Annotated in this window: 18 protein-coding genes and 3 pseudogenes; 4 read left to right on the top strand and 17 right to left on the bottom strand. The window is 34.2% G+C overall.

Translation table 11 applies throughout. From position 1 onward, the window contains the following. Window positions 1–177 precede the first annotated feature (177 nt). The 8 genes and pseudogenes from BM126_RS10380 to BM126_RS10410 form a co-directional block, all read right to left on the bottom strand. Window positions 178–609, bottom strand: coding sequence for a cytidine deaminase (locus BM126_RS10380; protein ID WP_090989452.1), 432 nt, complete (start codon window positions 607–609; stop codon window positions 178–180). Window positions 610–984: 375 nt separating this feature from the next. Continuing rightward, entirely contained in the window at window positions 985–1,161 is a 177-nt protein-coding gene (locus BM126_RS22345) for a hypothetical protein (RefSeq protein ID WP_177201392.1), read from the bottom strand. A gap of 246 nt (window positions 1,162–1,407) precedes the next feature. After that, complete coding sequence (locus BM126_RS10385) at window positions 1,408–1,833, bottom strand: DUF5412 family protein (protein ID WP_141770056.1); 426 nt, start codon at window positions 1,831–1,833, stop codon at window positions 1,408–1,410. A 483-nt stretch (window positions 1,834–2,316) separates the two neighbouring features. After that, window positions 2,317–2,819, bottom strand: a pseudogene (locus tag BM126_RS10390) (DUF2716 domain-containing protein). Window positions 2,820–3,059: 240 nt separating this feature from the next. Then, entirely contained in the window at window positions 3,060–3,935 is an 876-nt protein-coding gene (locus BM126_RS10395) for a hypothetical protein (RefSeq protein WP_090989454.1), read from the bottom strand. A 13-nt stretch (window positions 3,936–3,948) separates the two neighbouring features. Then, window positions 3,949–4,818, bottom strand: a complete 870-nt coding sequence (locus tag BM126_RS10400; protein WP_090989455.1) for an endonuclease/exonuclease/phosphatase family protein — start codon at window positions 4,816–4,818, stop codon at window positions 3,949–3,951. A 114-nt stretch (window positions 4,819–4,932) separates the two neighbouring features. Further along, complete coding sequence (locus tag BM126_RS10405) at window positions 4,933–6,552, bottom strand: UvrD-helicase domain-containing protein (RefSeq protein ID WP_177201393.1); 1,620 nt, start codon at window positions 6,550–6,552, stop codon at window positions 4,933–4,935. Further along, entirely contained in the window at window positions 6,536–8,200 is a 1,665-nt protein-coding gene (locus tag BM126_RS10410; protein WP_256213083.1) for an ATP-dependent nuclease, read from the bottom strand. Before BM126_RS10410 ends, BM126_RS10405 begins: the two co-directional genes overlap by 17 nt. A 765-nt stretch (window positions 8,201–8,965) precedes the next feature. Here BM126_RS10410 and BM126_RS10415 point away from each other — a divergent pair. Then, window positions 8,966–10,150 carry a DUF4317 domain-containing protein gene (locus BM126_RS10415; protein WP_090989458.1) on the top strand — a complete coding sequence of 395 codons (1,185 nt, stop codon included), beginning with the start codon at window positions 8,966–8,968 and terminating at the stop codon, window positions 10,148–10,150. 209 nt (window positions 10,151–10,359) lie between these two features. On the opposite strand, the gene BM126_RS10425 is transcribed toward BM126_RS10415, so the two are convergent. After that, on the bottom strand, window positions 10,360–10,794 hold the full coding sequence (locus BM126_RS10425) for a hypothetical protein (RefSeq protein WP_090989460.1): 435 nt from the start codon (window positions 10,792–10,794) through the stop codon (window positions 10,360–10,362). A 370-nt stretch (window positions 10,795–11,164) separates the two neighbouring features. Between BM126_RS10425 and BM126_RS10430 the strand changes: the two genes are divergently transcribed. Next, window positions 11,165–11,428, top strand: coding sequence for a GlsB/YeaQ/YmgE family stress response membrane protein (locus BM126_RS10430; protein WP_177201394.1), 264 nt, complete (start codon window positions 11,165–11,167; stop codon window positions 11,426–11,428). Between the two features lie 252 nt (window positions 11,429–11,680). Here BM126_RS10430 and BM126_RS10435 read toward each other — a convergent pair whose 3' ends face one another. The 4 genes and pseudogenes from BM126_RS10435 to BM126_RS23300 form a co-directional block, all read right to left on the bottom strand. Then, the gene (locus BM126_RS10435; RefSeq protein WP_141770058.1) at window positions 11,681–12,229 is read right to left on the bottom strand and encodes a DUF4367 domain-containing protein; all 549 of its coding nucleotides are present in this window, start codon (window positions 12,227–12,229) and stop codon (window positions 11,681–11,683) included. Between the two features lie 244 nt (window positions 12,230–12,473). Then, the gene (locus BM126_RS10440; protein WP_090989463.1) at window positions 12,474–12,848 is read right to left on the bottom strand and encodes a DUF3888 domain-containing protein; all 375 of its coding nucleotides are present in this window, start codon (window positions 12,846–12,848) and stop codon (window positions 12,474–12,476) included. Between the two features lie 166 nt (window positions 12,849–13,014). Beyond that, window positions 13,015–13,194, bottom strand: a pseudogene (locus BM126_RS10445) (NUDIX domain-containing protein); the annotation flags it as partial. A 649-nt stretch (window positions 13,195–13,843) separates the two neighbouring features. Then, window positions 13,844–14,281: pseudogene (locus BM126_RS23300) on the bottom strand (VOC family protein); the annotation flags it as partial. Between the two features lie 140 nt (window positions 14,282–14,421). Between BM126_RS23300 and BM126_RS10455 the strand changes: the two are divergent. Beyond that, a complete protein-coding gene (locus BM126_RS10455; RefSeq protein WP_090989464.1) occupies window positions 14,422–15,288 on the top strand; it encodes an STAS domain-containing protein in 867 nt (288 codons plus the stop codon). 71 nt (window positions 15,289–15,359) lie between these two features. On the opposite strand, the gene BM126_RS10460 is transcribed toward BM126_RS10455, so the two are convergent. The 3 genes from BM126_RS10460 to BM126_RS10475 all read right to left on the bottom strand — a co-directional run bounded on the left by BM126_RS10460 (window position 15,360) and on the right by BM126_RS10475 (window position 18,225). After that, the gene (locus BM126_RS10460) at window positions 15,360–16,271 is read right to left on the bottom strand and encodes a VOC family protein (RefSeq protein WP_090989465.1); all 912 of its coding nucleotides are present in this window, start codon (window positions 16,269–16,271) and stop codon (window positions 15,360–15,362) included. 164 nt (window positions 16,272–16,435) lie between these two features. Further along, window positions 16,436–17,023, bottom strand: coding sequence for a group-specific protein (locus BM126_RS10465; RefSeq protein ID WP_256213056.1), 588 nt, complete (start codon window positions 17,021–17,023; stop codon window positions 16,436–16,438). A 935-nt stretch (window positions 17,024–17,958) separates the two neighbouring features. Next, a complete protein-coding gene (locus BM126_RS10475; protein ID WP_071352079.1) occupies window positions 17,959–18,225 on the bottom strand; it encodes a phage holin in 267 nt (88 codons plus the stop codon). 495 nt (window positions 18,226–18,720) lie between these two features. Here BM126_RS10475 and BM126_RS10480 point away from each other — a divergent pair, with 495 nt between their 5' ends. Continuing rightward, window positions 18,721–19,371, top strand: a complete 651-nt coding sequence (locus BM126_RS10480; protein ID WP_090989467.1) for a C40 family peptidase — start codon at window positions 18,721–18,723, stop codon at window positions 19,369–19,371. A 494-nt stretch (window positions 19,372–19,865) separates the two neighbouring features. Here the strand turns inward: BM126_RS10480 and BM126_RS10485 are convergent, their stop codons facing one another. Beyond that, window positions 19,866–20,249 carry a VOC family protein gene (locus tag BM126_RS10485; RefSeq protein WP_090989468.1) on the bottom strand — a complete coding sequence of 128 codons (384 nt, stop codon included), beginning with the start codon at window positions 20,247–20,249 and terminating at the stop codon, window positions 19,866–19,868. Window position 20,250: the final 1 nt, after the last annotated feature.

Below are 20,250 nucleotides of genomic sequence, written 5' to 3' on the forward strand. Positions count from 1 at the left end.
TCAACAAATAAGGACAAATAATTATCTAAGTATTTAGTGACACACCCTTAAATCTCCGAATTCATTCCTTTTAACAAAAAAAAGGCTAGAAAAAGTCTTTTTTCAAAAAAACGCGTGTGAGCCTTTAACTATTTTTTAAAACGTTATTTAACTAACGCACCCGTTTGTTGAAGAAGGTCATTCAGTATCACTTGTATATTTTTCTGGTAGTAATTGCATTACATTACATTTTACTAATTCACCTTTATAAGAAATGATTACATCAGTATCTTTCCCATAATCACTTATTAACTCACGACACATACCACATGGTGCAACTACCCAACATTTCTCTATATCCTCGTGTGGATGAGGGTGGGCTACTGCAACAATCGTTTCAAATTCATGGTCTCCCTCAGATATAGACTTACCAATAGCCATTGCTTCGCCACATACTGTAATTCTTCCTACATTCGCTTCAACGTGAACCGCCGAGTAAATATTTCCCTTTTTCGTCCTTACGGCTGAACCAATGTGATGTCGTTCGTATCTATAATTCTTTTCAATAACTTTTTCTGCTTCCTTAATCAGTTCATAATCTATACTCTCTAAAGGTCTAACTTCTAACATAATAATCTCCCTCTCACCATTTTTTATCTCTTTTTCTTATACTAACCTGCCCCGTTAGCGGAACAACAGAAAGAAGGCTGCCGAAGCAGCTATCCTTCTTCAACTAACGCACCCTTTAGTTTAATAAGAACTCTTTTTCCACTTTATTAAAAATCAGTCCATAACTCCTTTTCATTTACGGTATATTTCTCTTTATTTAATCGTTTTACTATAATTTTAACTGCTTCTCTAAGATTATTGATGAGGTACTTTCTAATATCCAGACCATTAATGCCCTCCCAACGAGAAATAGGCATACCTATATCTACAGTAATATAACGGCTCTTTTTACTAAGTCTTAGTTTTTCACAACCTTCAAATCCAAATCACCATAAATTACCATCCTACACGGAGAACTGGAGCAATTTCATCCACTTCAACACAATAGTTTTTATTACAGAATCGGACTAGAAGTTTACTTAACTCTACAAGATGAGGAGCAACAGCATTATCCGCTTCTATATCACCCATTTGAGCACCGAATGTTATAAATGGGTTATCGTTATTCTTCATTTATAGCACCCACTAGTATTTAATTTACTCTTTACCTAAAGCACCCGTTAGCCATCCATGAATCGCACTCCTTTGTTCTCTTAACGTTATTCTAAACAATAGCTTGTCCGCTGGACAGACGGAACGGAGATTTGCACCAGATGTAATCACCCGGAAACAGAGGTGGAATATGAGGGTAATCGATAAGAGGAGAGGCTAAGAAAATATGAAAAAAGGAACTCTTTTATAGAGTTCCGAGTTGAAATGTCATCTTCCCTTATAACATTTTTTGTATTGATTTTTCATAGCTAAGCTGTTGCAGGCATTACCTGATTCGTCGTAAATTTCATTATCAACATTTAATTTATGACCGTGAATGTTTAGTATATTATTGTTTTCCCATTTCATTGAAAAATTGTAAGATTCAATAGATCGATAAATGATCTTTGACTTATTTGTTTCATTGTTTACTATTTCCACAATTACAATTGTTGGTCCGAGTGCTCCTGGTTTGACATCAAAATAAGATTTGGCAATCCTACTTCCATCTGGTGATAGCAAAGTATCCGTTAATTTTCCTTTTGAAACATCCTTTTCAAATGAGAAGGAAAAATAAGTAAACCCCCAGTAGAAAATAAATAATATTAACGGAATAGAAATAAGAAACAAAATTAATTTTAATTTTCTTTTCATTTTCAATAAAACCTCCAAAAAGAGCGATATACAAAATAATAAAGAAAACAAGCCAGAAATTACAAGCTTGTTTTCTTTAAATTGATTTACTTACCGCTACTTCTGAGATTATATCCGTATTCAATCATCTCTTTTTCTCTTGCACTGTCTCTATAATTACTTAAATCCGCCCACTTTCCTGCTCCAATATATGTTGCGAAATTCTCCCTTGTTTTAATTCAGTAAGAGTTATTCCTGAATGATTCAATTTTTCTTCCGGATTTTTTATAGACTTCATACTCAAAAAATCACCGCTTCACCACAGAGAATGAAAATGGTTAGTAAGTGTCAATACTGATCTGACCTTAATCCAGTCAACCCAATCCTTAGACTAATTAATTAAACGCTCTCCTCTTTTTTTAAACGATTGAGCAGGGTCTTCTTAAGTATTGTCATTTTTCTTTTAAAGAAACTTATTTTCATGGTAGTTAAACAAGTTTTACATTAACCCTGACGTAATATTTTTTGAAACATACTTGGTTTATGTTTTTCAAAACCTTTTATCAATTCTTTTCCAAAAATAGTGTGGTTTTTTCCCAAGGGTGTCCTAATAATCCCCATTCAAAATTCTTATGAATAAAAAAGTAATAATCACCGTTTGGAGAAATAGGTACCGTCCATTCATCAAATTCACTTTTCGGAAACTCCATACGGGGGTTTATCCAATAACCTGTTTGTTGCCAATCTAATGCATACATATATTCATTTTTTTGTGTAAGTTCTTGAAAAACCAGCAATGACTTATCCTCTAGATCATTGTTAATCTCATCATAAGTATCTGAATCCCCGGACCAATTTAGATACGGGGATACATCATATGTGATAAATGGACTTGGCACTTCAAAAGATGGGAACTTTGATATGCTTGGTTCAAAAGTAAATTCATCATATATCCTATCCCATACCTCTTTATCTTCTATTGTAGATAATTCAATCCAATTTCCCATTTGAATAGCCACCTTTACGATGCTTTTAATCAGGTTTAATATATCATTTATTGTGCAACTAATCTGCCTGTTAGCTGAAGACCAAAATGTAGGATTGAAATAAAGTTTGATTAAAAATAGGCTGTACCCGTTGAATTTACAGTGGAATAAACCAAAGCATTTTGAATAAAGATTGATCAAAATACGTTGGTTTTGTTTTTCATTGTGAAAGTTTTTATAAAAAAGAATGATTATTCTCCTTTAATTACGCCACTTTCTTGCCGGATTTTTAAATGTATTACCATCTAATCTCTTTAACTTTCCAAAATAAATTTCATCGATTCTTGAATAATTAGTGTGGACGCCTGCGAGTAACTCATCAAAATATGCTAATCGATTTGCTAGATTTTCAACACTTCTGTGTTCATAAATATCGTTATACTTGCCTAGAAGCTTACTAGCAAATTCATTTGTAATTTCCCTGAAAGACTCCTTGTCGTTTTTATCGAGTTCTTTTCTATATGAAGGGATATTATCAATAATTAGCTCTTTTTCTTCCAGTGTCCATTTTTTTCGATTAGTATATTTAAGTGTGTTCTTCTTAACTAATTGCTCATCATGTTCAAGAAAATAATTTGCACAAGCACTTTTAGTCTCAACCCTTTTATTCGCTACTATCCATTTATCAGATTCAATAAATTTATCATTATTATAGTTTAACAGCTCATCGTTAGTATTATTGAATTCTATGTAACTATTCATCTCTAAAAAACACTTTTTTAAAATCATTTTTAATACTTCTAAGAAATCATTTTCACTCTTAAATTCAAGGAAATCATCATATAAATAATTCGCTTGAATTTTTACTGGATAATTAAAGTCATCCACACAGTATAATGTCATCAATGTAAATTTTTGTTTTTCCTGACCTTCTAAAAAAAACTTTAAACGAACCCAATAATGTGGTGATTTCATAGAAGTCTCACTAAAATGTTTAATTTCAATTTCATAATCATATCTAACATTTAATTCTAAAAAAAATATTTTAACAAGTTCTCTTTCTACTACCATTAAAACTTCCCTTAAAAATTTAGGTGTAATATGTACATTTTCATTTGTATATTTCCATCTATCCATATCTGTATCATCCTTAAATATCTACTTCAAACACAATTGGTAAGTGATCTGAATAATTATTGTCGATAACTTTTTTCTTAATTTTAGTTGTTCTACTTGTTACATCCTTCAATAGTTCCTTTCCAGATATCTCTGTAATAATTTTAAATGAGTTGCTAATGTATGCGTCCATCATACTTGAAGAAATAAGAACTTGATCTAGTAAATTCCAATAAGGATTTAGAGAAGAGTTATTATCACTATAATAATATGTGCCCTGAGGTGAACTTAGTTTATATGCATCCCAAGAAGCATTATAATAAAATGATTTATTTTTATAACCAAATTTTCTTTGTGGATTATAAATAATTTCTTCCTTACTGAAAATTGCATTAAATCCTGTAGCCCCCATAATACCTTTTTCATAGGGATTCATATTAAAATCTCCAATCGCTATAACTTTATCAATTTTATAGCTGTCGATAAATTCTCTATGTTGTCCTGCTAAATCAAATAAGTCACTCAAATCATGCGTATAACGATCTCTTAAATGTACACCTACTACTAAAATTTCCTCGTTATTAATATTATATTTACAACTAGATAATCTTTTATCTTCATCTGTACTTACATTTTGACCATTTTCTAAGCTATCAATTAAAACTATTTTTTGACCACTTCTAAAACGAGAAATATATTGTTTTCCAGTTTCATTATTTAAAATGGTTTTTAATTCAGGTAAATTAATAGCATTTTTTCCACTCGCATTAGAGCTGCTTTCTTGGAGTACTTCGGCCAATATTATTACATCTATTGATAATTCCTTTACCAGTTCAACAATTAAGTCAGAGAAATTTTTCTTATTAACATTCCAAAACAAAAACTTTTTTGCCATTGCATTCATATCCATTCCATCTAATAATTTACGTTAAACACAATTTATTTTAATTATTTTTAAATGATCCTTAAATTTTACTTCTTCTCTCATCAACTATCTCACCTAATAAAAAAATATATATTACCATTCTAGATCTATTCTCAAATTAGGTGTGTTATACAAATATAAAAATGGTGATTCTTGAGCTCTAATAAAATCTCCTTGTTTCGGTCTATATCTTTGCTCTCCTATCATGATATAACAAACTTCAATTGCTCTCGTAACTCCAACATAATGTAAATTTAATGCTTGTATATAATCTTCCTCAGATAACCAATCTCCTTCTTGTGGTAAAATCCATCTATATAAATCTAATAAAAACACACACTTAAATTCTAATCCTTTCGATTTATGCAAAGTCATAATATTTACTTCATTATCCGTTGCTGGCTTGAAACTTTGCAAAGCCTCTTCATTATTTAGAAGATCCTTTAACATCGCTAAAATTCTTTTATCTTCTTGCTCTGGATCTATCAATTTTGCAATTTTGTTAAATTCTCCAAAATTATTTTTCAATTCACCTTCCGGTAATCTAAATATTTTATCAACTAATTTTAATCCTTTTTGGAATACCTTATAATTTAGTTCTTCATTTATATATTTACTAATAAAATCAAGAACAGTAACTTCTTTAATTTGATATAGATAATAGGACATTAAGAGATCATTAAATAAAATTGCCCAACTCTCTCCAACTTTATCCAAAGCTGTATCTACAAATAACTTGTTTTCTATTGTTAAAAAGTCAGCCGCTCGCCTAGCGGTACCATTGTTTCTACATAAAATTGCAAAGTCGCTATTTTTACTTAAATTAAACTTCCTTTTTATTTCATCTAGATTATTTTCTATACCATAAATAATATGTTCATCTGTTCCTTTAACATTAATTTTAAGTACTCTTTTATCTTCTTCTATACTTTCCCTAGCAACCCCCATTAATTCTAAAGAATAATCTGATATTGACTTATGACATCTATGGTTACGAGTGATTTCTAAATGAGTAAAACTATCATCACCTATTAAAGATAATAAATATCTAGAATACCTGTTACTAAATGCATAAATAGCTTGGTCTAAATCTCCAACAGCTATTCCTGTAATGCCGTTATTAACTAGTTTCAAGAATATTTCATGTTGAATCTCACCACAATCTTGATATTCATCAATAAAAATATGAGTATATCTAGCCTTAAGATATGTTAAGCACTGTGGTACTTTATTTAATATAAATAATGCTGTTTCGCCACTAATTTCTAAAAACAACACCCCTTCTTGCAATGCTTGTTCTAGTAATTTAAATAACTCTTTATCATCTCTAGTATGCTTCAACTTCTTTAAATCGTTATACTTTGAATAATCATCTATCGAATCTTTAACTTCCAATTTCTTTCCTACGCCAAATAAAAGCTTTGAAAAAGGTACAATAATTTCGGAAATATAAAATTTGTCTATAGTGCCAAAAAAGTGATAATTACTTTCAATACTTTTTCTTTTGTAACGTAGCTCTAGCTCCTTGCTTGCTTTTCTTGTAAATGAAATAGCTATAACACCTTGATAATTTAATAAATTTCTAGAAATATCAATTATCTTTTCTACTATAGTATATGTTTTACCACTACCTGGTTTAGCAGTCACCACTAAATTCCCCTGCTCTTCAATAATTTTCATTTGTTCAGATGTAGGTTTAGTCGCTTTTTTCATTCTCATTAACAACCTTTTCAGCTAAATTTTTTATTTGTTTAAGTGGTTCTGAAATCTTATCCTCACTTAAACATTTTAAATCATCAAAGTGAGCTTTTAAAAATTTCAGCATATTCTCGGCTTTTGCTTTTTGCATCTTACCTACAGTGCTTTTTATTGCTCTAGTATTATAGAATTTTTTTAGCGAACTCAATAAACTACTGTTAGCTAGGTCATTTTCCAAATCAATTTGTGATATATATATATTATTTTTTTCTACTTCTTGAATAATATTATTTGCAAGATCCTTAGCTACTTGTGGATGCTGTCTGATTTTTAACCATTCATTTTTTAAATGGTGAGTTTTCCAATACTCTATTAACCCTTGATTATCTACTGTTTTTAGCAATTCTGTATATATCCCCATAACTCGCGATATGCCACCTTGGAAATAAAACTCAACATTCTTTTGCCCAATTTTTTTTGTTTTACTAAAAATATCGTTATCTGTTCTTAATACAAAAGGAATGTCTAAAGCCAAACAAATCTTAATATATGGTTTAAAACCTACACCGTTAACAGATAAAATTGACACGTTTAAACGGTCTAAATCAATCTCTAATTGTTTAGCTAAAGCAGTATAGAACAACTTTTCTGAGGGCCCTTCAACTAAAAATACACCATTTACAAAAAAAACATCTGATGTAATAGCATCTAGCCTATAACCAAAATCATCAAAATCCGTGTTTAGTTCTTCACTACATCCACCTTTGGCAGCTTTAGTAAATTTCCCTTTAGAACATAATTTAACAATCCTATCAGGTTTAAACTCTGTTGCAATATACGGAGAATGTGTAGTAATAAAAACTTGTTCTTCAAATTTATCTAATAAATAGCTAGAAAGCTTACGTTGTTGCTGTGGATGTAAATGTGCCTCTGGTTCTTCTATAGCATAAAAAGTTACTTTTTCTAACGAACTTACATTTTTTTGTTTAGAAACCCATGTTGCTAAAAAGATTTGATTATTTCTACCATCTCCGCCTAAAGTTAAGGCACCTTCATCAGTGCTATATGTTAATTCTAAGTTATCTAGCATTCTCGTAGCATCAGAATTAGAATTTTTGTAAGTCAATACTTTGCCTTCATTATGTATAGCAAGAGAACTTAATTCATTATTTACTTTAGTTAAAGATTCTTGAATATAATTTAAGCGATCCACTCTTTTATTTACAAGTTCTAAATTACGCTTAATTTTGAGAACAGATTGTTCGTCTGATTGTGTTTGTTCTTCTGTTAATTTTAATTTTGCATCTTCTAAAATTCGGTTTTTCTCCCTTTTCATAAAAGATTCTAAATTACGGTTTGTATTCACATATTCCATATTCAAACGTTTTATATAAAATCGAGAATTTCTTTCTTCTAACGTTTCTTCTGTGGCCCCCGAAAGAATACTATATTCACTATTCTTTGAATTTTTATATTGTATATAAACAGTTTCCTTGTTCAAATCTCCTTTAAATACGGTTATTAAACAGTCCTCCGTAACTTCTACAAGTTTCACTGTTATTTCAATAGAATCTGATTTGGTATACACATTGTAATCACTGTTAAATAAATCCAAATCTCTATCACTTAAACTACGATCAAAAAGAAGACGTAATGCGTATATTAAATTTGTTTTCCCAACATCATTAGCTCTCCAATGATTAAAGTTTGCTCTGCAAAATTAATTTTTTCATTATCAAAATTTCTAAACCCCTTTATTTTTATCCATTCAATTTTCATTTGTTAAAGCCCCCATTAATAAGAAAAAGTTTTGATTTTACTATATAATACCACCCGAAACAAAAAAAGGAATGTTATCATTGTAACATTCCTCCTTCTTTACGTTTTTCATTAATTGATACAGCTTCTAATATCTTTAGCTAATATTTTCGTTCCCGCAACCCCTTTAACGGATTTTAATTCTCCGTTGGCTGACCAATCAATCTCCTCTAAATTCAATAGCTTATTAGCAATCTTTAATGAATCAGGTTGTTGCGATTTTACTAAGTAATTCTCATTAATTAACTCATTACCTACAATAGCTAATGCATTTAAAACCTCTTATGGATATTTTACCCATAGAGGTTGTTTTTCATCAAACTTTATTATTTATCATCAATCTTTATTATAAATTATCAATCTTTATTAAAAACCAACACAAAAAGTTGATGTAGCAGCCCTCCTTCTTAAACTAACGCACCCGATAGTTTAAGTAGCATATTTCACAAAGTAGTTGGTTCATAAATCAAATACACCTTACTTTAAATACATCAATCTCCTTCCCTTCAGGAGCTGTGGACCGATCGATAGAAAAGTATGTTCAAATGATATGAAGCTTTGTTATTCTAGTAAATAGGCAATTCAGGTCAACTTAGGAGTGAATGCAAGCATGAACCAAAAAGACATTGCACATATTCGAAAACAATTCAAAGCAGGAAATGATTTACTCACCATTTCCGATATCTTTAATGTTTATATCACGAAGGAACCCAGTGACATTTATCATCATGAAAGCCAGCCTTTTGAAATGCTCGACCAGGAACAGCAGGAGTTATTCATGAATAACTTCAAAAAAATGCTAGCCGGTCAATTGGATGAAAAGCTCTTTGAGTTAAAGTTCAAGCGGGACGGGGGAGAGAACAGCCAGCTCATTTTGCATCAAGGATTGCTGAGCTCTGATGTAGACGGCTGGAAAGAGCAAATGCACCACATCGTTGGCAGAATGCTGGAACTCCGCCAATACGAGAAGGATATCGTCGTCACTTTCATTCGCGGAGAATATTTTAAACCCATGAAGCGGCGAAATGAAGAGGACGGGACAAGCAAACGGGATACCGTTTATTCCCACCCGTTTATCCTGTGCAGCATCAATAACACACAGGAGCCGAAGAAAGAGCTGCTTTTCGACTATGTAGAAAAAGAATTTAAATATCACTTTGTCGTGGACCCCATTATCAACCTAAAGGCGCCGATTTCAGGCTTTTTGTTTCCCTGCTTCACCGAAAACGCGGCAGACGTCAATCACGTTCTCTATTCGGCAGGCAAGGTTCACGAGCCTGACCATGCGTTCATTGAAGAAGTCTTAAACGGCGAAGAAACAATGACGGCACAAGATGACAAAATCATTTTTGAAGAAATCGTGAAAGACATAACAGGGGATCAGTTAAGCACCTCTGCCCTTTCCAATGTGTATGAAGAGATCCACCGTATGATCGAAGAAAATGAAGAAGAGGAAGAGCCGCCGAGATTAGATGCCAAAGATGTGGAACGGGTACTAAAATTGAGCGGCCTTGAGGACATTGATTCGGAAAAGGTTGAGTCAGCTTACCAAAAAATCATCGACGATGACAAGTATGAGATTAAAGCCAGCAGCATCCTTCCGAAATATACGTCCAAATCGATTAAGATTAACACAAAAGCGGCGAACATTTCGATCAGTCCACAAGACTTAAGGTATGTAAAGCAAATTATGTTTGACAGAAAACGCTACCTCATGATCGAAGTGGAAGAAGATGCTGTGATCGAGGGCTTCACGATGATTCCGGAAGCTTTGGGCAGCGAACCAGAACACTGATATATAGGGAGTATAAGTCCCCGGCTGTTTCACCGGCAATGAGGATTTATGCTCCCTTCTCTTTGCTCTTCGGGAAGGCACACCCCGCTATTTTTTTCTTTTGCATATTTACAATTATTCTCTTCCTTACTTCAAAAAGCCTTCTTGTACTAACCTGCCCTTTAATTGAAGAAGAAAAAGCCTTACTCCTTATTGAAGTAAAGCACCCTTTAGTTTAAAAAGAACTCTTTTTCCACTTTATTAAAATCAGTCCATAACTCCTTTTCATTTACGGTAAAGTTCTCTTTATTTAATCGTTTTACCATAAGTTTAACTGCTTCTCTTAGATTATTGATGAGGTACTTTCTAATATCGTAGCCATTAATGCCCTTCCAACGAGAAATAGGCATACCAATATCTACAGTTATATAACGGCTCTTTTTACTAAGTCTTAGTTTTTCACAACCTTCAAACCCAAAGCACCATAAATCACCATCTACACGGAGAACTGGAGCAATTTCATCCACTTCAACACAATAGTGTTTATTACAGAATCGGACTAGAAGTTTACTTAATTCTACAAGATGAGGAGCAACAGCATTATCTGCTTCTATATCACCCATTTGAGCACCGAAAGTTATATATGGGTTATCGTTTTTCTCCATTTATAGCCCCCACTAGTATTTAATTTACTCATTTTCAATATAGCATCTTCCAGCCTACCACGTTAGTGGAAAAGGCAAAATCGGAGGCAATCAGCCCCTCCTTCTTTACCTAACGCACCCGTTAGCTTAGCAAGGTGGAGTTGATTCTCGGGAATTCAGTTTTAGGGATTTGCTTTTCAACAGTGATTATAAAACATCTTCAACCTGCCCTTTATTAAACACTCGGGTTGCAATCCAATTATTTCCAATGATCTTTCGCCACTTGTTATTGAAAAGACTGAAAAAATCTTCTTTGGTTTAAAAGATATCTGTAGAGGGCAGATATAAATATGCGGTGACGCTGAAAAATAAGTGAAGGAGACTTGATATAATGGAATTTTTATGGTCATTAATTATAGGTGGCATTATTGGTTGGTTAGCTGGAATGATTCTAGGCCGTGACGTTCCAGGAGGCGTAATTGGAAATATCATCGCCGGGTTTATTGGTGCCTGGTTAGGCGGATTGATTTTTGGTGATTGGGGTCCTCATATTGCCGATTTTGCCATTATTCCAGCATTGATCGGAGCTATAATTTTAATCCTTATTGTTAGTTTTATTATGAAATCTGTAAGAGGACGAAATCACAGACATTAATAACACTATCATCTTAACTTAATATAGAAGGCAAGGACCCTTCAAAAAAGGTAAAACTCTATATTTTCTGAGTTTTACCTTTTTTGTTTTTTTACGAAATAACCCTCATTGGCCTCACTAATAAGGCTGCCGTAGCAGCATGTCTTCTTCAACTAACGCACCCGTTAGTTGAAGTGAATAACTTCACAATATCTTTTTTAACTAACACAAAAAGACCACCTTGCCCCTGCTCGGTGGTCTATTTTTTTAATTTTATTCAGTTGAGTTAGCGATTTTAACTAATATTTCAGGTGTAACTTTATTTGATACCTTTTTGTCAATTCCGAGCATATATTGCCAATTATCTTTTTCAAAAACAAGAAAATTCATAATTGGACCATCATCCATATAAATGGCTTTTTGACCATTTTCAAGTGTATAGACTTTTTGATTGCCTCTATCCTTAAAATTTATTTTATTTTTTAAGGGTCGAATATCAACTTTATAATTATTTTCTCGTGACTTTTCATTCACCAAATGGATTGATAGAAAATCATTTGTGTCATAGTCCTTATCTTCATAAAATCTACCGAATTGATGGGTGAAAGGAATAGAAGGCTTGATTTTTGGCAATTTTACATCTTGTTCAAAGTGATTTTCAAATTCCTTAACGGCATCTTCAGCAGATTTATATCCAACTTGAGTGAACATTTCCTCAATGGAAGGAGGATTATCGTTTGGACTTGCAAAGGCTATCTCATTAGTTGGTACAATATAAGCAATACAGAGTATTAAATAAATAAAGTTAATTCTTTTATTCAATGTTCCACGCACCCGCTCTATCCTTTTAATAAGTATTCTTCCCCATTAATGAAAGATTATTTATCGTGAATGTAACTAACCTGCCCCGTTAGTTCCATAAGAAAGTGTTACGTAGCAACCAATTTGTTAAACTCAAGCACCTAATAGTTTAAGTACAATATTTCACAATCTTTTTTTATATGAGAAAAAAGGCAACCTTCTCCTTAAAAAATAGTACATGTTAATTCAATATGACATACTAAAATTAACCTTTAATATCAACCACAGTAACTTTATCTGTTTTGACTTCAAATGTTATGATAACTGGACCTTCTTGTGGATTATGTGCACCAGTATAAGTATCATACTTAACCTTCACCTTAAAATCATATTGAGAATACCCTCCAGTCATTCTTTTTACCTCTAATATGTCTGAATTCCACAATGCATAATTACGAGTAGGGTACTTTTTATTAATTGCTTTTTGGGCATAAGGGTTTAAAAAAACTAAAAAGGCATCATAAAAATCATTATGCTTTTCTTGGAGAAAGTCTCCTTCGGTTTCCGCCTTTATTGGAGTGGATATGGTTAATCCCAAAATGGAAAAAGATAAAACAATCCCTATTATTATGTGTTTCATATTATTAGCCACCACCTTGTTTTAAGGTAGAAATGCCCACTTCAGAATAAATCTATGCATTTTCTTGTGTTACCAACCTGCACCTTTAGCACAATAAGAAAAAACGCTGCCGAAACAACGTTTTGTTCAACTCTTGCACCCGTTAGTTCTATAAGGAATAGCAGTTTGCTACTTGTTCCAAAGTTTCACCAATCTCCAATGAACCTCCAGCTAATCCCCAGCAGTTATTGTCATTACGGAGTTGCAATAATATCTCTTTATCATCATTTATTAAAATAACACAAGCTCCAGCTATTATTAGGGGACGGCTTCCCACTATTTTCCTCAATTCCATTATATAACCCACATATAACCTCCCATTATATTAAATATGTATCGAGGTGATATTTATTTTACTAATTGAAGTAAATGGCCTTCAAGACATAATGAACATCGACTTTAGTATTTAGAAAATTTTGATAATATAAGATTATCATATATCGTATCTATTGAGAACAGGCAGCTTTCAACAATAATTTTAATAAAAGTAGTGTGGTCATTACGATGTTTAATTTGCTCAAGAAATTCACACCAACTCAAATAATAATCGAGTACTTCGTTGTCACGCGATTAAAATCTATTCACATTCTGGATATGATAACTTGAACACGCTCCTTACTACCTGATATTAACAGAGCCTTTTATTTAAGCATGTATCTCTCTATCCTTTCAGCAAAAAACATCCACTCCTTTCCTGCCCAGACAAACTTGATTTTTTCAATGGTTCTATAATATTGCTAATATTATTTGCAGTTTAGAAATCACCCATAAAAAAAAATCACCCATAAAAAAAGCCGATATTCCTTGAAGGAAATCGACTTTATGCTACCATGGAAAATAACATTATATGTACTTCGGATCCTATCCATTTTTTACTGATTATTTATAGAAATCAGAATGAGGTTCTGAACAAACTTTTAAGCATTACCATAGATCATCCATCACCTCCATTCTGATTATCCCTTGTATGCTTGCCGTAATTTCTCCAGATCAAATTTCTTCATTTTAAGAAAAGCATTCGTCAGGCGTGCACGCTGATCCGGCGTGGCTTTGCTCATCATCTCATTCATCTCGCTTGGCACAACCTGCCAGGATATACCGAATTTATCTTTCAGCCAGCCGCATTGTTCTGCTTCAGGAACTGCAGATAGCCTTTCCCAGTAGTGATCAATTTCTTCTTGTGTGTCACAATATACCATGAATCATGATGGTTCCTTCTTTATCAGGTTCCATGCCTTGAGGGTAGCCTGTTTTGCATTCTTAAACACAGATAAATAAAAATGAATCACCTCTTCGGTCATGCCGCATTTTTCGCCGACAAACAAAAGTGATGGAACGATAGCAGGCCGTTCTTCACCTTCTAGATTGGTAAGCATTAATTGCCAGGACAATCCATTAGACCGTCTTTTAACCAAGGCATTGCAGCTGCACCATAAAATATCATTATTTTTTTATTAATGATAAAATAGATAGACTATATTATGAAGAATAGAAAAATACTTTTGTGGTTCCATTAAGATTTGGAGGAAGTACATTGAATAATGAATTGAAATTGTTAGGGGAAATGATTTTAGAAAAGAAAGATGAAATTGCCGCCACCATACATGGAGACAGGATGGCTGGAGTGCAAATGTCTGAAAGTGAAAAAAGGGAATTTGAGCAAATAGAAGCACATATTTTGGAGATTCGGGCTAATTTCATTGGTTTGTTTGGAGAAGCGTTAATCGAACATATGGACAAAGAAAGAGCCTATGAAAAAATATTTAATTGGGGAAAAGAAACCGGCGAATTCTTTTATAAGCTTGGAGCGCCGCTGGACGAGGCATTGAAAGATACGAGCTATTACCGGACTTATATGTGGGAAGCTATCGAGAAGGAAGCAGCCTCCAAAAATATGACTGCATCCACTGTATTTGATGTCATCCGAATTATAGATCCCCTGTTAGATCGGGCTGTTTATAGTTTTAGCCTCACTTATGTTGAATTTCATCAAAAAACCCTTGAAAATGCAAAAAATGCGTTTATGGAGCTTTCCGTCCCTGTTGTTCCACTGACAAAAGGAGTAGGCATTCTTCCATTAATCGGAAACTTAGATACTGATAGAGCTCATTTACTCATGGAAACTACCTTGAACCGTTCGGTTGAACTTAAGCTCTCCCATCTTATCTTAGATGTGTCAGGTGTGATGATTGTTGATACGATGGTGGCCAATCAGCTTTTTAAGGTAATTGATGCTTTATCCTTAACGGGAGTAAAGACCATTATCACAGGAATCCGTCCAGAGGTGGCACAAACCATGGTCAGCCTTGGATTGAACCTTGCTGAGATCAAAACAATGGCAAACCTTCAGCAAGCATTCGATGACATAACGAGAATTTCTAAACATGCAAAGGGTGATTAAATCACCCTTTTTTATTTTAGGTATATATCAGGGTCCCTGCGTGAAAAGAAGAAGCTCTCAATGTCTGATTATCACTTGTATGCTTGCCGTAATTTCTCCAGATCAAATTTCTTCATTTTAAGAAAAGCGTTCGTCAGGCGTGCACGCTGATCCGGTGTGGCATTGCTCATCATCTCATTCATCTCGCTTGGCACTACCTGCCAGGATATACCAAACTTATCTTTCAGCCAGCCGCATTGTTCTGCTTCAGGAACTGCAGATAGCCTATCCCAGTAGTGATTAATCTCTTCTTGTGTGTCACAATACACCATGAATGATATGGCCTCATTAAAATTGAATCGATGCTCATGTGCGCTATCCATTGCGGAAAACCACAGGTCTTCCAGCATAAAATCGGAGAACATGATGGTTCCTTCTTTATCAGGTGCCATGCCTTGGGGATAGCGGGTGAGAAGTCCCTGTTTTGCGTTCTTAAATACAGATAAATAAAAATGTATCGCCTCTTCGGTCATGCCGCATTTTTCGCCGACAAACAAAAGTGATGGAACGATAGCAGGCCGTTCTTCACCTTCTGGATTGGTAAGCATTAATTGCCAGGACAATCCATATTTATCCTGAATCCAGCCAAACCTCTCACTGAAGGGATACTTATCGAGCGGCATTAACGCTGTGCCGCCTTCCGACAAATTGTTCCATACCTCATCTATTTTTTCTCGCGCATCACTTTCCCTCGATGGATCGAAATTAACTATGAATGAAATCGACGGATTGATTTTGAAATAAGGTCCAGCACTGATTGCCATGAACTTCTGTCCCCATAGCTCAAATGAGACAATCTCGGAGTCGCCCGAAGGTGTGTCCTTGATAGTTGTGACATTGGTGATTTTTGAGTCCGGGAATATGGAAGCATAAAACTCGGCAGCTTCTTTTGCCTCCTTTTCATACCATAAGTGTGGAACGATTTTTTGGTTTGATTTTGACATATTCATTCCTCCATGAAAGATTTAAATTCTTAGCGATTGCCTGTGAATGGAAGTTATCCCAAGCTATACTATCCAGATATTTCTTATTTCGTTTACTTTATTTATAATCAGCCGCAGTAGCCCTGTTTTCTTCCATGCTTAGTTTAAGTATATTTTTTCACACTCTATCTAGGTTCTTTCCAAGTTATGATTTCTGCATTGTTAATATCTACTTCACCAAGACTTAATACATGTGGAATATAAGGAAACAATCCAAATCTATTTCCTTTTCTGCTTTCTTTTTTGTAGTATTCAAATGCAGCTGGAGGCAGTTCTGTAAGTTCTTTATAGTCTTCAATATTTAATAATTTAATTTCATCTTTTTCGATGGGTTCCGATGGACCTTTGTAATTCTCTTGGGAGTATAGGTAGATAGCATTTTTATTGTTTTTCAGATTTACAATAGGAACTTTAAAAAAACGTTGTTTTTCTTTAGCTTTAATATCTAACTTTGTAAAAGCCATGTAAACGTAATAAGGATGTAAAGGCAGAAAATGCAGAACATCATTCCATAAACAATTTAGTTTTGGAACTTGTTTACTAAGCAGTTTTGGTCTCTCAGGATGGTCAAAATACTTTTTAGTATATTTCTCATACATTTGAGGATAAGGATACTTTAACGAATTTAGCGGTATCAATTTTTCCCCTTTCATCTCACTCGGTACCATATAATATACATACTGTTTTATAAGCACACCTCCAATTTCATTCAAATTCTACATTCAGCCTTTATTTCCCTTCCTTCCTTTATCAAACTAAACTGACTGTTAGTTACCTAGCCCTCCGGGGTTATCTTAGTAACACCTCTCTAGGAAAATAGGCTTCATGATTGGGTCAATTGGGGTAATAAAAGATAAGTTCGATTTTCAGGAAAAGTATATTAAATATTTTTACCAAAAAAAATACTCTCTCAAGAGTACTTCTGCCAGCGCAAACTCCAATAAACCTATTTTTTCAAAAAACTCCATAAAAAAACATTCGACGTTTTTAGTGTTTTCGTACATATTCCTCATCAAAACCATACAGCTTTCATCCAAGAATGCTAAAAAGCCTCAGCACCAAGAGTAAAATCAGGTCTATTGCTGAGGAAAGCTGATGGAATTTGTGTTGTTTGTTTTACAAGAATTGGCGGTATACTGAGAGTATAAATTATAAATAATGGCAGTTTAACATAAAAAACTAGCGAAGGAGAGATTATTATGAAAATCAAAGCCGGAACATGGAACTTGCTAACAGCGCAGGAAAAAAGATTCGTTTTGGAAGCGGTCAGCTATTATCGTTCACATGCTAACTTAAAGAAAACGTCATAATAGTATATTCGGGATGAAAGGATACAGCCTTTCGTCCCCTTTCCTATTTAAAAATATCTTCCCTGCTCATCGCCGCGCTTAGCCGCATACATTTTATGAACTCATCTCAAGAAAAAGCAGCTCATGATAGCACTCGTGATGCTGGCATAGCAGATGCGCTCACCCTCTAGCTTTGTACTTTGACTTTGCCCCTTATACGAATGTGTAATTTTTATATACCCCAATAACTTCAGGCAAAACAGATTTATAGTACAATATCTTCCTTTTTTTAAATATGGACTATATCGAAAACTAGCACACATACATAAAGAGACCCGCTGTCAGCAGCCGGACTTTTTTTATCTTGGATGCTCGTAGTCCTTCGCCTGGCTGCTGTCACTATATCCTTTTGTAGTAGGATCCTGAATATTCGTGACTGTGGACAAAAGTGCCGCAACAGCATTTACAAGTGACAGCACCCACCCTTTTATATCCTCTGTCAGCTTAAAATCAGTAAGGCCAATCGCATGTGCCCCCACCAGCAGGATTTCAATGACTATGAAAAGCTGTGACAGAAAACCTGTGAGCCAAAGCCTATTTTTAAATCGGACTTTCCAGTTTATCATGCAGAAACCTCCCATACTATAGATTCTCTATATCCTATGTAAAATCTTGAGGAAGTTGTCCGCATTTCACTCTATATCTTCTGATTTACGACAAACATTTTCATGCCATTCGGCCGCCACATGACAGTTTCCTTATCAGGCTGCATTTATAATAAAAGAACAGCCCGTGTTTTTCATAGTCTGCAAAAAACCTGTGGGGGGAGTGTGGTTTATGAAAGAGGAGACCGGCGGCTTTTCAAGGGGATTTGTTTGGGGTGTTTTTTTAAGCATCCCTCTGTGGGTGTCTGCAATTGGATGGGCGAAGATTGTTCACAGCTGGTTCTGCTAGCAAAATGTAAAAAGTACCAATAATTACTATATCGCCATCAAGCCTGCTATATCAGCGTTTTCATAGACTTCTAATCAACGTAATTATTTTGTAATATACCTGTGATGTTTTTGTTATCTCATTTGTATATATTGAGTTTAGCAAATATGATTCGGGGGTAAATTACATTGTTAAAGAAATTGTTATCGTTAGTTTTACTTGCATCAAGTATCTCAGTGGTCGCACCTACTTTAAGTGAAGCGGCTACAAGCAAATATGTGAAAGTCAGTTCAGGAACGCTAAACGTACGGAAAAGCGCTTCTACTAGAGCATCCATCGTGGCTAAATTAAAAAAAGGCACAAAGGTTACGGTTTACTCAACTTCAAAAGGCTGGGCTAAAATCAAAGCAAGTTCAAAATCAGGATATGTAAGTTCAAAATATCTTGCTACATATTCAGCTCCTAAAAGCACGGCGTACCATACAAAAGCTATTTCTGTTGCCAAAAGCAACTTAGGCGTCAAATATAGATACGGCGGCACTACACCAAGCGGATTCGATTGCTCAGGACTTGTGAAATATTCATATGCGAAAGCCGGCAAAACATTGCCCCGCACAGCAGCGGATATGTACCAAAAAGGAAGCCGCGTCAGCTCAAGCTCATTAAAGACAGGCGATTTAATGTTCTTTGCTCCAAACCGGGCATCCCGCCCAACTCACGTTTCCATCTACATGGGAAGCGGAAAAATGATCCAAGCTGCTACATCAAAAGGAGTATCCATTGCTGCAACAAGCAATTCATACTGGAAGCCTAAATTTATCGGTGCGAAACGTATATAAATTTAGCAAAAAAGAAGGCCCCATCGGGTCTTCTTTTTTTTGCACTGCAATCTATTAGAAGCATTATTCGAATCAATGAAAGTATTCTTAAATCACTAAACCTAACATTAAAGCCTGCCTCAGATTGTATACTGATTTCAGCTTCCATTTCATAACCAATATTTTCGCAGGAGATTCTCTGAAACTGCTCAGCATTGCTCTATATCGTGCAGCATCTGCTTTAATATAACACAACCTTAGCTTTTGGAAGATCATAATGCTTATCGTACTTGCACATTTTGCACTTAATTTTCATGTAAAACACTTTTTCTATACCAAAAATAAAACAAAAAAGTCGTTTAAATCTAGAGGTTATACAACAACCGCGCCCGATTGCTGAAGATCGTTTTTGGATTAAAGCACCTTGTTAGTTGAAGTGTATTTTTTCAAAAACTGCCTGAATTTCAGATCAAGAAAAAGACGATACCTTCTAAAAGAATCGCATCGTTTTAAAATTATCCAATACTCTCATAGATTTCGATTAGTGAACCATCAGGATCTCTAAAATGAGCTACTTTAATTCCCCATCCTTCTTGTGCAGTAGGCTTTGTTATGAATTCCACCTTTTCTTTTAATTCCTTATATTTCTCTTCAACATTATCGACCTTGAAAATTAAAGCAATTCTATCAGACTTATGAATATAAGATACACTCTCTGCACCTATAGCTTCAAGCATTTGTTTTCGTTCAAATAGTCCTAAAGTACAACCACTGAACTTGAAATCTGCATATAAAGTTTCTTCGTCTCCCCACGATACTTCGAAACCTAAAACATCTCTATAAAATAAGAAACAATCTTTATAATTGTCTACTAATAAACGTGTGTGTGTTAGCTCCAAA

Source organism: Bacillus sp. OV322 (assembly GCF_900112495.1).
Taxonomy (GTDB): Bacteria; Bacillota; Bacilli; order Bacillales; family DSM-1321; genus Peribacillus.

Bases quoted from the DNA above. Each gene is read 5' to 3' on its own strand.
- BM126_RS10425 (WP_090989460.1), bottom strand. From the start codon at position 10,794: ATGGAGAAAAACGATAACCCATATATAACTTTCGGTGCTCAAATGGGT.
- BM126_RS10415 (WP_090989458.1), top strand. From the start codon at position 8,966: ATGAACCAAAAAGACATTGCACATATTCGAAAACAATTCAAAGCAGGA.
- BM126_RS10405 (WP_177201393.1), bottom strand. From the start codon at position 6,552: ATGAAAAAAGCGACTAAACCTACATCTGAACAAATGAAAATTATTGAA.
- BM126_RS22345 (WP_177201392.1), bottom strand. From the start codon at position 1,161: ATGAAGAATAACGATAACCCATTTATAACATTCGGTGCTCAAATGGGT.
- BM126_RS10430 (WP_177201394.1), top strand. From the start codon at position 11,165: ATGGAATTTTTATGGTCATTAATTATAGGTGGCATTATTGGTTGGTTA.
- BM126_RS10475 (WP_071352079.1), bottom strand. From the start codon at position 18,225: ATGATAAACTGGAAAGTCCGATTTAAAAATAGGCTTTGGCTCACAGGT.
- BM126_RS10400 (WP_090989455.1), bottom strand. From the start codon at position 4,818: ATGAATGCAATGGCAAAAAAGTTTTTGTTTTGGAATGTTAATAAGAAA.
- BM126_RS10380 (WP_090989452.1), bottom strand. From the start codon at position 609: ATGTTAGAAGTTAGACCTTTAGAGAGTATAGATTATGAACTGATTAAG.
- BM126_RS10385 (WP_141770056.1), bottom strand. From the start codon at position 1,833: ATGAAAAGAAAATTAAAATTAATTTTGTTTCTTATTTCTATTCCGTTA.
- BM126_RS10460 (WP_090989465.1), bottom strand. From the start codon at position 16,271: ATGTCAAAATCAAACCAAAAAATCGTTCCACACTTATGGTATGAAAAG.
- BM126_RS10395 (WP_090989454.1), bottom strand. From the start codon at position 3,935: ATGGATAGATGGAAATATACAAATGAAAATGTACATATTACACCTAAA.
- BM126_RS10440 (WP_090989463.1), bottom strand. From the start codon at position 12,848: ATGAAACACATAATAATAGGGATTGTTTTATCTTTTTCCATTTTGGGA.